Below are 12,762 nucleotides of genomic sequence, written 5' to 3'. Positions count from 1 at the left end.
ATCAACTCTTGGTGGCACCGGCGGTGAGGCCGCCGACGATGTAGCGCTGCAGGAAGACGAAGACGACGATGATCGGCAGCGCGACCACGACGGAGACCGCCATCAGGTCGTTCCAGCGGGTCCCGAACGAGTTCGTCAGCCCGGCCAGCACGACGGTGATCGGCTGCATGCCCTCGTCCGACGCCAGCGCCAGCCCGAACACGAACTCGCCCCACGCGCCGAGGAAGCTGATGACGGCGACGGTGATCAGCCCCGGCACCGAGACCGGCAGCGCGACCCGCAGGAACGCCGTCCACGTCGTGCAGCCGTCGATCTTGGCCGCCTCGATCACCTCACCGGGCACCGACAGGAAGTACGGCCGCAGGATCGTGATGGCCAGCGGGATCGCCAATGAGCAGTTCGCCAGGATCAGCCCCGCATAGGAGTTGACCAGGTCGGCCCGGCTGAAGATCACGAACATCGGCAGCGCCAGGTTGACCGCCGGGACCATCTGCACGACCAGGAACAGCAGGATCAGCAGCGCCACGAACCGCACTCGCAGCCGGGCGAGCGCGTACGCCGCCGGCACCGCGACCGCCAGCGTCACCACCGTCGTCCCCGCGGCGATGACCGTGCTGTTGAGCAGGCCGCGGCCGATGCCGGCGTGGTTGACGACCGTCTCGGTGTAGGACGTCAGGCTGATCGGCGACGGGAACAGCTGCGGCGGCGTGGCGAAGATGTCCGAGGACTCCTTCAGCGACGTCGCCAGCATCCAGTACACCGGCAGCAGGTAGAGGGCCGTGATGAGCACGCCGCCGGCGGTGAGCCGGCGGCGCCGCCGAACCGACGCCGTCGCCGCGCTCATGCCGCCTCCTCACGGCGCAGCGAGCGGAAGTAGAAGACCGACAGGCCGAGCGGCACCACCAGCATCAGGGTGGTCGCGACGGCGCCGGTGTCGAACCGGAAGAACTCGAACGCCTCGTTGTAGGCGTAGATCGGCAGGATCATCGTGGCCTCGCCCGGACCGCCGCGGGTCATCAGGAACACCGTGTCGAAGGTCTTGAACGTGGAGATGAAGCAGAGCAGCAGCGCCGTCAGGTTGACCGGCTTCAGCAGCGGCATCGTCACGCTGGTGAACCGCCGCCAGGCGCCGGCGCCGTCGATCTTCGCGGCCTCGTAGAGCGTGTCCGGGATGCCCTGCAGCCCGGCCAGCAGCAGGATCATGATGAACGGGGTGAACGACCACGCCGTCGCGATGACCACGGCGAACAGCGCCGGCACCGGACGGGCCAGCCAGAACAGGTCGCCGTCGACCAGCCCCACGGCCTCGAGCAGCGCGTTGACCAGCCCGTAGCTGCCGTCGAGCATCCACCGCCACACGTTCGCGCTGACCACCGTCGGCAGGATCCAGGCCAGCAGCAGCAGCGAGCGCATGACGTTGCGGCCGGGGAAGCGCTGGTTGAAGTAGACCGCCAGCGCCATGCCCAGCGCGAACGCGACCACGACCGCCAGGCCGGTGTAGAGCAGCGAGATCACCAGCGCGTGCCAGAACTCGTCGCGCCCCAGCTGGTCGGCGTAGTTCTCCCAGCCGACCCACTCGGCCCCGCCGGTGACGATCTGCGCGACGCCGACGTCGCGGAAGCTCAGATCGACGTTGAAGACCAGCGGGTACAGCACGGTCGCCAGGACGAAGACGACCGCGGGAACGACGAACAGGTGCTCGCCCCAGTGCCGGGCCCGCTGCGGGGCCCGGACCGGAGTGGTCCCGTTCGCCGTTCCCGGCTCGGTGACGGTCGTGGTCACTCGACGTTCGCCAGCGCCTCGTCGATCTGGCCCTGGGCCTCGGCCAGCGCGTCCTCGACACTCGCCCCGCCGCCCGCCGCGGCCTGCAGCGCGCCCTGGATGCGGGTCAGCACCTCCGAGGACGCCGCGGCGAGGTCGCCCTCGGGCGCCCAGGCCTGCTGCAGCTGCTCGGCGAAGATCGCCCGGACCGGGTCGTCGCCGGTGTCGACGTCGTCGCGCGCGGCCAGCTTGTTGCGCTCCGGCAGGTACTCCGCGAGCACCTCGGGCCGCTGCATCCAGGCGATGACGTCCCACGCGGCGTCGGCATTCTCCGTCGACGTGCTGATGGCGAGGTTCTCCTGGCTGAGGAACGTCGACGCCTGCGCGTCGGTGGGCAGCAGCGCGACGTTCCACTGCAGCTCGGGGTTCTCCTCCGTCAGGACGCTCAGGTAGGTCGCGGAGTTGATCATCATGGCGGCCTGGCCGTTGGCGAACTGGTTCTTGACGTCCTCCTCGTTCCAGGTGAGCACGCCGGTGGAGACCGCGCCGCCGGCGATCATGTCCGCGAACTGGGTCAGCGCCGTGACGCCGGCCTCGGAGTCGATCTCGGCCGGGTCGCCGCCGGCCGCGAGCAGCCTGATGACCAGCGCCGTCGCGCCCTCGTCGCCCTCGATGCCGCTGAAGGCGAGGCCGTAGCGCTCGCCGTCGGACAGCGCGGTGGCGTGCTCTTGCATCTCCGCCCACGTGGCCGGGGGCTCGAGGCCGGCCTCGGCCAGCATGGTCTCGTTGTAGTAGACGGCGTACGCGTCGGCCACGTGCGGGATCGCGTAGGTGGCGCCGTCGACCTGCGTGGTCTCCCAGCCGGTCTCGAAGTAGGCGTCGGACTCGCCCCACTCCTCGACGCGGTCGCTGAGGTCCTGGATGACGCCGGCGTCGGCCAGCGCCTGCGTGGTGAAGCCGTTGATCAGGGCGATGTCGGGGAGGTCGCCGCCGGCCGCGGACTGCAGCAGCGTTCGCGTGAAGTCGCCGAACGGGATGTGCCGCGCCTCGATGGTGACGCCGTCGTGCTCCTCCTCGTACCGGTCGAGCAGGCCCTGCAACGCAGCCCCGGTCGGGGTGTCGGGCGTCCCGTAGTAGTGCCACAGCGACAGCGTCGTCGAGCCGCCGTCGCCGTCGCCGCTGGTCTCGTCGTCGGAGCCGCTGCCGCACGCGGTGAGCAGCGCGGCAGCGGCGAGGACCCCCGCCGCGCGTGCCGTCCACGCGGCCACCGATCGCCCGCCTGTCGTACCCATGACACCTCCCTGTGTCCACGAATCGCGCCTCAGGCGAGGAGACTAGTCAGATATCCCATATCCCGTCAATGGGCCTATCTGCACCAGGCGCTTCACGGGTCCGGCGGGGTCAGCCGACCGGCCCGCCCGCCACGTAGATCACCTGGCCGGTGACGAACCCGGCGTCCGGACTGATGAGGTACGACGCGGTGTGTGCGATGTCCTCGGGCCGGCCGACCCGGCCCACCGGGATGGACCCCGCGGCGGCGCGCTGGTGCTCCTCGACGCTCCGGCCCACTCGCCGCGCACTGGCCGCCGTCATGTCGGTGGCGATGAACCCGGGCCCGATCGCGTTGACGGTGATGCCGTGCGGTGCGAGCTCGAGCGCCAGCGACTTGGTGAAGCCGAGCAGCCCGGCCTTGGCACTGGAGTAGTGCGACCGGCCGTCGTCGCCGAGCGCGGAGATGCTGGAGATGTTGACGATGCGCCCCCAGCCGGCGTCGACGAGGTGCCCGACGACGGCGCGCGTCACCAGGAAGTGGCCGCGCAGGTTGATGCCGAGCATGTGGTCCCACTGCTCGACGGTCATCTCGGTGATGCCCGCCACCGGGCCGACGCCGGCGTTGTTGACCAGCACGGCCGGCGGGCCGAGCTCCGCGACGACGCGGTCCGTCGCGGCGGTGACCGAGGCCTCGTCGGCGACGTCGCAACCGACGGCGAGCGCGCGGCCGCCGGTCCGCTCGATGGCGGCGGTGGTGAGGGTCGCGGCCTGTTCGTCGAGATCGAGGACGGCGACGGTGTGCCCCTCGCGGGACAGCCGGGCGGCGACGGCGGCACCGATGCCACGTGCGCCACCGGTCACGATGGCGACAGGGTTCTCAGGTCGGGTCATGACCCGAGCACACACCACGGCCCCGGGCCGGCGCCACCCGGTATCGGGTCCGTTCGACTGGTGCGCACCGGCCGCTTCCCGGCCATACTCGGACGACGCGATCACACTTCTGGGGGGAAGTCATGAGTCCGAAGCACGGTGACGTCAAGATCGAGGACGGCCTGACCTGGACCTTTCAGGACCCGCCGGGCACCTGGGCCATCGCCACGCCCGAGGGTCCGCTGCTGCGCCCGGCCGAGGACGACGTCCCCGGCGCCGGAGCATGACCGCGGGCGAGACCCCGGGCGGCGTACCAGCCGGCGACGGGGGCGCCTGGCAGCTCACCGCCGAGCTGAAGCCGAAGGCGCCCGAGCCCGCGGCCACCGCGTCCGGCGCGGCCGGCGGTCCGGCCGAGCCCGCGGCGCCGGGCTGGGACGCCGCCGCCGCCGACCTCCGGGCGACGGTCAAGTGGATGGTGGCCGCGTTCGCCGCGGTGGGCGCGGCCATGTTCGCGAAGGGCTTCGTCACCACGCCGACGCTCAGCTGGGCCGACGACACCTGGCAGCTCGTGTTCGCCTGGCTGGTGGGCGCGGCCGGAGTGGTCGGGGTGGGTCTGCTGATCTATCAGGCGGTGCAGCTGCTGCGCCCGACGGCGTTCGAGCTCGGCAACCTGCCGGAGAAGTACGTCGCCGAGATCGACGCGAACCCCAGGTTCTACCTGCCGTCCGACGCCGACACCCTCGAGGGATATCTCGCGAAGCTCCGGGCGCTGCGGGTGCAGGCGACCCGGTCGGCGGGCGACGTGGCCGTGGGCGAGCGGGCGCTTGCGGCCGCGGAGAAGGCCACCCCGCCCGACCCGGCGGCCGTCGCCGCCGCGGAGCGCGAGCTCGACCGCGCCACAGTCCGCCGCGAGTCGGTGCAGAAAGCGCTCGGCGTCTACAGCACGGTGCGCGAGAGCCTGCTCGACCGCGCCGGCTACTGGGCGCCGGACCGCGGCCTGAACCGCGGCGGCACCGTCATGCTCGTCGCCGGCATCCTCGCCGCCGGCGGCGGCATCGGCTATCAGCTGCTGCTGGCCGCGCCCGACCCGGACGACGGCGACGGCGGCGGGTCGGCCTCGCCGCCGGCCATCGGCGAGCTGGTCCGGTCCGACGGCGCCGCCGGCCAGGAGCTCTGGCGCCAGCTGGACCTCGAGGCGTGCCAGGCCGACCCCGCGAGTGCGCGGATCGCCGTCGTCGTGGCCTCGGGCGCGGGCACCGAGGCCGACCCGTACGTCGTGTCGACACTGCCCACCGCCACCTGCCGGGCGGCGACGTTCACCGTCGTCGACGCCGTCGCCCGGGTCAGCGTGCCCGAGCAGCAGACCATCGACTACCAGCCGGCCGAGGCGACTCAGAGCCCGTAGCCGCCGGCGACCTCGAGGTGCTGGGCGGTGATCCAGCGGCCCTCGTCGCCGGCCAGCATCGCGACGACCATGCCGATGTCGTCGGGCTCGCCGACGCGGCCGAGTGCGGTCCGCGCGGCGATCGGCGCGATGACCTCCGGGAACCGCTCGAAGGCGTCGTCGGCGAGGCGCGTGCGGGTGGGTCCGGGCGCGACGGCGTTGACCCGGATGCCGCGCGGGCTCAGCTCCTTGGCGAGGTAGCGCGTGGCGACGGCGAGGGCGCCCTTGGCCGCGGCGTAGACGGAGTAGCCCGGCTCGACCTGGGTGGACAGTGCTGAGTTGCTGGTGACGTTGACGACGGCGGCGCCGTCGGCCAGCAGCGGCAGCAGGGTCTGGGTGAGGAAGTACGGTCCCTTGAACAGGCCGTGGACGAGGCGGTCGAACCGGTCCGGCGTCATGTCCGGGAAGGGCACGGCCTCGGCGAAGCCGGCGTTGTTGACCAGGGCGTCGACAGTGTCGCGGTCCCACCGCTCGCGCAGGGCGGCGGCGACGGCGTCGCGGAACGCCGGGAACGCGGTGGCGTCGGCGACGTCCAGGGGCAGCGCGACAGCCGTGCCGCCGTCCTTCTCGATGCGCGCGACGGTGTCGAGCGCGCCCGCCTCGTTGCGGTGGTAGGTGAGGACGACGCCGGCGCCGCGCGCGGCGAGCTGGACGGCCGCGCTCTGCCCGATGCCCGAGCTGGCGCCGGTGACGATGGCGACTCGCATGAATGACCTGCCTGTTCGATTCGCGATGGTGGCTGACCTGTTCATCAGACCAGCTCAACCGGCATGCGGGGTAGATCGATCCTCTCGATCACTTGCACGATCCTCTCGTGGCGGCGAGAATCGGCACATGGACGACCGGCTCGAGGAGCTCCGGGCGCTGATCGAGCGTCACGCCCGGCCCGACGGCACCACGGCGATCGACGGCGTTCTGGTCTCGAAGGCCGACCGCTCCGAGGCGCCGTCGGCCTCGATGACCGGCACGGTGCTGGCGCTCGTCACCCAAGGCGAGAAGCGGCTGGCGCTGGGCGAGCGGGTCTACGACTACCGCGCCGGCCAGTACCTCGTCGCCTCGATCGACCTGCCGGTCACCGGGCACTTCGTCGGGGCCACACCGGAGCGGCCGGCCCTGGGGTTCGGGCTGATCCTGCATCCGGCCGCCGTCGCCGAGGTGCTGCTGCAGGCCGGCCCGGGCGACCTCCCGCGCGGCGGGCCGGCCACACCGTCGGCCATCGCCGTCAGCGACGCGCCCGCCGAGCTGCTCGACGCCGTCGTCCGGCTGCTGCGTCTGCTCGACCACCCGCGCGACCGCGCCGTGCTCGCGCCGCTGGTCCAGCGCGAGCTGCTCTGGCGGCTCGTCACCGGCGAGCAGGGCGCTCTGGTCCGTCAGCTCGGTCTCGCCGACAGCAGCCTCAGCCACGTCGCGCGGGCGGTGCGGTGGATCCGCGACCACTACCGCGAGTCGTTCCGGGTCGAGGACGTGGCCCGGGTGTCGGGCATGAGCGTCTCGGCCTTCCACCGCAACTTCCAGGCCGTCACCGCGATGAGCCCGATCCAGTTCCAGAAGCAGATCCGGCTCCAGGAGGCGCGGCTGCTGCTCGCCACCCACCCGGGCGACGTCACCGGCGTCGGCCACCGCGTCGGTTATGACAGCCCGTCGCAGTTCAGCCGCGAGTACCGACGCCAGTTCGGCGTCCCGCCCAGCCGCGACGCCGCCCTGCTGACGGCGGCCGCCGTCAGCTGACCTGGGCGGCTGGGAAGCCCAGCACCACCTGCAGCGCCTCGGCCGGACGCCGGTCGATCAGCTCGAACGCGCTCGCCACCTCCGTCACCGGGACCACGTGCGACACCAGCGGAGCGACGTCGACCCGGCCGGTCGCGACCAGGTCCATGAAGACCTGCAGCAGCCGGTCGTGGTTCCACCGGTCGCCGAGCGCCCTCGGCGTGCCGCCGATCTGGCTGGCCACGATCTCGACCCGGTTGTGGTGGAACTCCTCGCCCAGCAGCAGCCCACCCGCCTCGCCCTGGTAGAAGCCCGCCGCCACCACCCGCCCCGCCGGCCGCACCGACCGGATCGCCTCGTGCAGTGCGCGGTAGTTGCCGCTCAGCTCGATGGCGGTGTCCGCACCCGCGCCGCCGGTCACCGAGCGCACCGTCACCGCCGCGCCGCCCGGCACGTCGGCCCTGACGGTGTGCGCCGCGCCGAACCGCGACGCGAGTGCGACCCGGTCGGCCAGCCCGTCGACGGCCACCACGGAGGCGCCGTTGAGCTCGGCCAGCCGGGTGGCCAGCAGCCCGATGACGCCCTGCCCGAAGACGACGACGTGCTCGCCGAGGTGCACGTCGGCAGCCAGGACGGCGTTCAGCGCGATGGCACCGACCCGGGCGAAGACTCCGTGCACCGGGTCGACGCCGGCCGGGAGCAGCCGCCGCGCCGCGATGGCCGCGGGCACCACCGTCTCGGCGCGGTGCCCCCAGATGCCGTAGACCACGTCGCCGACGCGTGGCGCCGTGACGTCCGGCGCCGCCTCGACCACCTGCCCGACCTCTTGGTAGCCCCAGCCGGACACCGGGTAGGAGAACGCCGGCGCGCCGTCGGTGAACAGCCGCGACGCCGCGTCCCACGTCTTCGTCAGGTACGGGTTCGAGCCGCGGTAGGCGGTCAGCTCGGTGCCGGCGGAGATGCCGGAGTACCAGGTGGCGACGCGGACCTGGCCGGCGCCCAGCGGCGACGGGGCCTCCTCGGCCACGTCGACCCGACGGGGTCCGGTGAACTGCACGACCAGCGCCATCAGCGACACCTCTCACTTCGTCGACGCCCAGATTTCGTCCATCAATCGACGGATTATGTCTTGTCATCGGACATTATTGGGTGTTTCATGACCCTAACCCAAGAGGCTGTCACCCAAGAGTTTGGCACTCTCGACGATGAGAGGTTCGCATGAGAGCAACCAGCATCGGCCGCCGGGCCGCCGCCGTCCTGGCCGGGTCCGTCGTGCTCGCCGCGTGCGGCGGTGGCGACGACGACGACAGCGGCGGGTCGCAGGATGCCGACAGCATCACCGTGTGGGTCGTCGAGGACATCGCCGACCGCGTCACTGCCATCGAGGCCATCGCCGACGCCTTCAGCCAGTCCTCGGGCGTCGAGGTCGAGCTGGTGTCGGTGGCCGAGAACGACTTCGACCAGCTCATCACGTCGTCGGCGGCCGCCGGCGACCTGCCCGACGTCATCGGCGCCGTGGGACTGGCCGGCGTGCAGTCCATGGCGGTCAACGAGCTGCTCGACACCGAGACGCCTGCCACCATCGTCGACGAGCTCGGCGAGGACACCTTCGCTCAGGCCGCGCTCGAGCTTACCCGCGACGGCGACGCCCAGCTGTCGGTGCCCAGCGACGGCTGGCCGCAGCTCATGGTCTACCGCAAGGACCTGTTCGAGGCGGCTGGGCTGGAGCCGCCGACGACGTTCGACGCCATCACCGCCGCCGCCGAGGCGCTGGACAGCGAGGCGGTGGCCGGCATCGCCGCGCCGACCATCCCGGGCGACGCGTTCACCCAGCAGAGCTTCGAGTACTTCGCCCTGGGCAACGGCTGCGAGCTGGTCGACGACGAGGGCACCGTCACGCTGGACTCGCCGGAGTGCGCCGAGACCTTCGACTTCTACGCCGACCTCGTGCGCAACTACTCCGTGGCCGGCAACCAGGACGTCGACACCACGCGGGCCACCTACTTCGCAGGGCAGGCGGCCATGGTCGTGTGGTCGTCGTTCATCCTCGACGAGCTGGCCGGGTTGCGCAACGACGCGCTGCCCACCTGCCCCGAGTGCCGGGCCGACCCCACGTTCCTGGCGCAGAACAGCGGCGTCGTCACGGCGGTCGAGGGCCCCAGCGGCGACGAGGCGGCGTCGTACGGCGAGATCACGTCGTGGGTGCTGACCGCCGACTCGGCGACCGAGCCGTCCTCGGAGTTCGTCCGGTACATGCTGTCCGACGGTTACGTCGACTGGCTCGCCGTCGCCCCCGAGGGCAAGATCCCGACCCGCCAGGGCAGCGCGGAGGACCCCGAGGAGTACGTCACGGCGTGGGAGGGCCTCGACGCCGGCGTCGACACCCTGGCGCCGCTCTCGGACTTCTACGACGCCGAGACGCTCGAGACGGTGCGCTCCAGCGCCGAGACGATCCAGCGCTGGGGGTTCGAGCAGGGCGAGGGCCAGCTGGTCGGCGCCACGCTCGGTGAACTGCCCGTCGCGGCCGCGCTGAACGAGCTGGTCAGCGGCAGCGGCACGGGCGAGGAGGCCGCCCAGCAGGCGCAAGCCGCCGTGTCCGAGATCCAGCAGAGCCTGGAGTGACGCGGTGCCCCGCACCGACACGCTGACCCGCCAGGAGGCCCGGCTCGCGTACCGGCTCATCTCGCCGACGCTGCTCATCGTGGTCGTCGTCGTGGTGCTGCCGGTCGTCTGGACCATCTCGCTGGCCTTCCAGGACGTTCGCCTGATCAACCTGCGCGACGCCGGGTTCTTCGGTGAGTACGACGTCGACAACTTCGCGACGGTGTTCGGCTCGTCCGGGTTCTGGTCGTCGCTGTGGACCACCGTCGTGTACACCGTCGGCGCGACGCTCGGCTCGATCGTCATCGGGCTGATCGCCGCGCTGGCGCTGCGCAAGCCGTTCCGCGGGCGCGGCGTGCTGCGGGCGGCGATGCTGCTGCCGTACGTCGCGCCCGTCGTCGCCGCGACCTTCGTGTGGACCGTCGCGCTGAACCCGCAGTTCGGCATCGTCAACGACTGGGGCACCCGGTTCCTGGGCTGGGACGAGCCGGTGCCGTTCCTGTCGCAGCGCGACTACGCGGTGGGGCTGTTCGGGGTGGACGTGACGGTGCCGCTGGCGCTGCTGACGGTCATCGCGTTCGAGGCCTGGCGGTACTTCCCGTTCGCGTTCCTGTTCATCATCGCCCGGCTGCAGGCGCTGCCCGGCGAGCTGGACGAGGCCGCCGTGGTCGACGGGACGTCGATCTGGCAGCGGTTCCGCTACATCACGCTGCCGCAGCTGATGCCCGTCATCGCGCTGCTGACGATCCTGCGGTTCATCTTCACGTTCAACAAGTTCGACGACATCTATCTGCTGACCGGCGGCGGGGCCGGCACCGAGGTGGTGTCGATCCGGGTGTACGAGTTCCTGACCGCCCGCACGGACATCGGGGCGGCGGCCGCCCAGTCGCTGGTGCTGGCCGGCGTGCTGACCGTCTTCATCGCGATCTACATGCGGACGGCCGCGGCCCGAGGGGAGACGTCGTGAGCGTGGACACCGTCGCCGCCGCACCACCCGCAGAGTCGCCGCGTCCGCCGTCGGGCCGCGGCCGGTCGTACCCGCGCAGCCGGGAGGAGCGGGCGTGGGGGACGCTGCGGGTCCTCACGATCGTCGTGCTGGCGTTCGTCACCATCGTGCCGTTCGTCTACATGCTGGTGCTCTCGGTGCGCCCGATCGCCGAGGTGCTGCTCGAGCCGGGCCGGCTGTGGGTGTCGCCGTCGGAGATCACCACCGACACCTACCGCGAGGTGCTCACACCGGTCGACGACGGTGGCCAGGGCTTCCTCGGCTACATGGGCAACAGCGCGCTGATCGCCACCGTCACCGTCATCGTGACGCTGATCGCGTCGGTCCTGGGCGCGTACGCCGTCAGCCGGCTGGACTTCCGCGGCCGCGGAGCTTCGGGCTACCTGTTCCTGATGGTCTACCTGTTCCCGCCGATCCTGCTGGCGATCCCGCTGTTCGTGCTGTTCTCGCAGCTCAGCCTCCGGGGCAACCTCCTGGCGCTGGCGGTCGTGTACGTGGCGCAGACTGTGCCGGTGGCGATCTACATGCTGCGCAACTACTTCGCGACCATCCCGGTGTCGCTCGAGGAGGCGGCGCTGATCGACGGGTGCACGCGCTTCGGCGTCATCCGGCGCATCAGCCTGCCGCTGTCGATGCCGTCGCTCATCGCGACCGGTCTCTACGTGTTCATGATCGCGTGGAACGAGTTCCTGTTCGCGCTGCTGTTCCTGGTCGAGCGGCGCGACAACTGGACCGTCAGCCTCGCGCTGTCGCGGCTGTCGGGTTCCATCGAGGTGCCGACGACGGTGCTCATGGCCGGCTCGGTGGTGCTGACCGTGCCGATCATCGCGCTGTTCTTCCTGGCCGAGCGGATGCTCGTCGAGGGGCTGACCAGCGGCGCGGAGAAGGGATGACGGCGGCCGGCGCGCGCACCGTCCTGACGGCGACGGCGGGGCAGATCCTCGAGCTGGTCCGCTCCGGCGAGGTCAGCACGCGGCGCGAGCTGCAGGAGCAGACCGGCCTGTCGCGGTCGACGCTGACGCAGCGGCTGGCCATGCTGACGGCCGCCGGGTACCTGAGCGAGGCCGCGGCGATGCACTCCGGGGTGGCGGGCCGGCCGGCGAAGGCGCTGTCGTTCGTCGACTCCGACAAGTACGTGCTGACGGCCGACCTCGGCGCCACGCACGCCCGGCTCGCGCTGCAGGACGCCGCCGGGGCGATCCTGGCCGAGAGCACCGGCCGGATCCGGATCCAGGACGGACCGGACCCGGTGCTGTCGGCGGTGCTGGACGGGTTCTCGGCGCTCCTCGCGTCGGCCGGCGACGGCGCCGCCCGGGAACGGCTGTGCGGCATCGGCATCGGCGTCCCCGGGCCGGTGAACGTCGCGACCCGGCGGCTGCAGCAGCCGCCGATCATGCCCGGCTGGGACGACTACCCGGTGACGACGGTGTTCGAGGACCGTTTCGGGGTGCCGACCCTGGTCGACAACGACGCCAACCTCATGGGGCTGGGCGAGGCCAGGCGCTACCACCCGGACGTGCCGAGCCTGCTCTACGTCAAGGTCGGGACGGGCATCGGCGCGGGCCTGATCATCGACGGCCGGCCGGAGCGCGGCATCGCCGGTGGCGCCGGCGACATCGGGCACATCCGCATCGCCCACCCCGTCGCCGGGGCCCTGTGCGCGTGCGGCGCCAACGGCTGCCTGGCCGCCCACGCCAGTGGCGGCGCACTGGTCCGGCAGCTGGCCGACCGCGGCATCGCCGTCGAGACGGCGGCCGACGTGGCCCGGCTGGTGCAGGCCGGCAACGCCGACGCGATCGCGCTGGTCCGCACGGCCGGGCAGCTGCTCGGCGAGGTGCTGGCGACGGCGGTGGCGCTGCTCAACCCCGGGGTGCTGGTCATCGGCGGCTCGATGGCGCTGACGCACGAGCACTTCCTCATCGGGGTGCGCGAGTCGCTGTACGAACGGACGGTGCCGCTGGCCACCCGCGACCTCACCATCACCGCGTCGGCCCTGCAGGACCGCGCCGCCATCGAGGGCGCCCGCATCATGGTGGTCGACCACGTGTTCTCCGCCGAGGCGGTGGACGCCCACCTTGGCTCCTGAGCCCTCCCCACCCGC

Annotated in this window: 13 protein-coding genes; 7 read left to right on the top strand and 6 right to left on the bottom strand. The window is 72.0% G+C overall.

The features are described from left to right. Position 1: 1 nt before the first annotated feature. From E1212_RS08720 to E1212_RS08705, 4 genes are all read right to left on the bottom strand, one after another. Positions 2-844 (bottom strand): carbohydrate ABC transporter permease, encoded by an 843-nt coding sequence (locus tag E1212_RS08720; protein ID WP_131981372.1) that lies wholly within the window; start codon positions 842-844, stop codon positions 2-4. Next, positions 841-1,782 (bottom strand): carbohydrate ABC transporter permease, encoded by a 942-nt coding sequence (locus E1212_RS08715; protein ID WP_131981370.1) that lies wholly within the window; start codon positions 1,780-1,782, stop codon positions 841-843. Before E1212_RS08715 ends, E1212_RS08720 begins: the two co-directional genes overlap by 4 nt. Beyond that, positions 1,779-3,053: an ABC transporter substrate-binding protein gene (locus E1212_RS08710; RefSeq protein ID WP_131981368.1), complete on the bottom strand. Its 1,275-nt coding sequence runs from the start codon at positions 3,051-3,053 to the stop codon at positions 1,779-1,781. Before E1212_RS08710 ends, E1212_RS08715 begins: the two co-directional genes overlap by 4 nt. A 109-nt stretch (positions 3,054-3,162) precedes the next feature. Next, positions 3,163-3,924 (bottom strand): SDR family NAD(P)-dependent oxidoreductase, encoded by a 762-nt coding sequence (locus E1212_RS08705; RefSeq protein ID WP_131981366.1) that lies wholly within the window; start codon positions 3,922-3,924, stop codon positions 3,163-3,165. Between the two features lie 122 nt (positions 3,925-4,046). Here E1212_RS08705 and E1212_RS29355 point away from each other — a divergent pair, with 122 nt between their 5' ends. Both E1212_RS29355 and E1212_RS08700 read left to right on the top strand, forming a co-directional pair. Beyond that, positions 4,047-4,190, top strand: a complete 144-nt coding sequence (locus E1212_RS29355; protein WP_162605393.1) for a hypothetical protein — start codon at positions 4,047-4,049, stop codon at positions 4,188-4,190. Further along, positions 4,187-5,308 carry a hypothetical protein gene (locus E1212_RS08700; protein ID WP_131981364.1) on the top strand — a complete coding sequence of 374 codons (1,122 nt, stop codon included), beginning with the start codon at positions 4,187-4,189 and terminating at the stop codon, positions 5,306-5,308. The genes E1212_RS29355 and E1212_RS08700 overlap by 4 nt, the downstream gene beginning before the upstream one ends. On the opposite strand, the gene E1212_RS08695 is transcribed toward E1212_RS08700, so the two are convergent. Next, positions 5,296-6,054, bottom strand: coding sequence for an SDR family NAD(P)-dependent oxidoreductase (locus E1212_RS08695; RefSeq protein ID WP_131981362.1), 759 nt, complete (start codon positions 6,052-6,054; stop codon positions 5,296-5,298). The two genes, E1212_RS08700 and E1212_RS08695, sit on opposite strands and share 13 nt — an antisense overlap. Before the next feature lie 127 nt (positions 6,055-6,181). Here E1212_RS08695 and E1212_RS08690 point away from each other — a divergent pair, with 127 nt between their 5' ends. Further along, positions 6,182-7,075: an AraC family transcriptional regulator gene (locus tag E1212_RS08690; protein ID WP_131981360.1), complete on the top strand. Its 894-nt coding sequence runs from the start codon at positions 6,182-6,184 to the stop codon at positions 7,073-7,075. Here E1212_RS08690 and E1212_RS08685 read toward each other — a convergent pair. Then, entirely contained in the window at positions 7,068-8,123 is a 1,056-nt protein-coding gene (locus tag E1212_RS08685; protein ID WP_131981358.1) for a zinc-dependent alcohol dehydrogenase, read from the bottom strand. The genes E1212_RS08690 and E1212_RS08685 overlap by 8 nt on opposite strands. A 149-nt stretch (positions 8,124-8,272) precedes the next feature. Between E1212_RS08685 and E1212_RS08680 the strand changes: the two genes are divergently transcribed. The 4 genes from E1212_RS08680 (at position 8,273) to E1212_RS08665 (ending at position 12,747) form a co-directional block, all read left to right on the top strand. After that, entirely contained in the window at positions 8,273-9,676 is a 1,404-nt protein-coding gene (locus E1212_RS08680; protein ID WP_131981356.1) for an ABC transporter substrate-binding protein, read from the top strand. Between the two features lie 4 nt (positions 9,677-9,680). Further along, positions 9,681-10,622 carry a carbohydrate ABC transporter permease gene (locus tag E1212_RS08675; protein WP_131981354.1) on the top strand — a complete coding sequence of 314 codons (942 nt, stop codon included), beginning with the start codon at positions 9,681-9,683 and terminating at the stop codon, positions 10,620-10,622. Between the two features lie 104 nt (positions 10,623-10,726). Beyond that, the gene (locus E1212_RS08670; protein ID WP_420814363.1) at positions 10,727-11,554 is read left to right on the top strand and encodes a carbohydrate ABC transporter permease; all 828 of its coding nucleotides are present in this window, start codon (positions 10,727-10,729) and stop codon (positions 11,552-11,554) included. Next, positions 11,551-12,747: an ROK family transcriptional regulator gene (locus E1212_RS08665; RefSeq protein WP_131981352.1), complete on the top strand. Its 1,197-nt coding sequence runs from the start codon at positions 11,551-11,553 to the stop codon at positions 12,745-12,747. The genes E1212_RS08670 and E1212_RS08665 overlap by 4 nt, the downstream gene beginning before the upstream one ends. Positions 12,748-12,762 lie beyond the last annotated feature (15 nt).

The organism is Jiangella ureilytica, from assembly GCF_004348545.1.
In the GTDB taxonomy this organism is placed as follows: domain Bacteria; phylum Actinomycetota; class Actinomycetes; order Jiangellales; family Jiangellaceae; genus Jiangella; species Jiangella ureilytica.
This window is presented reverse-complemented; position numbering and strand designations above follow the sequence as displayed.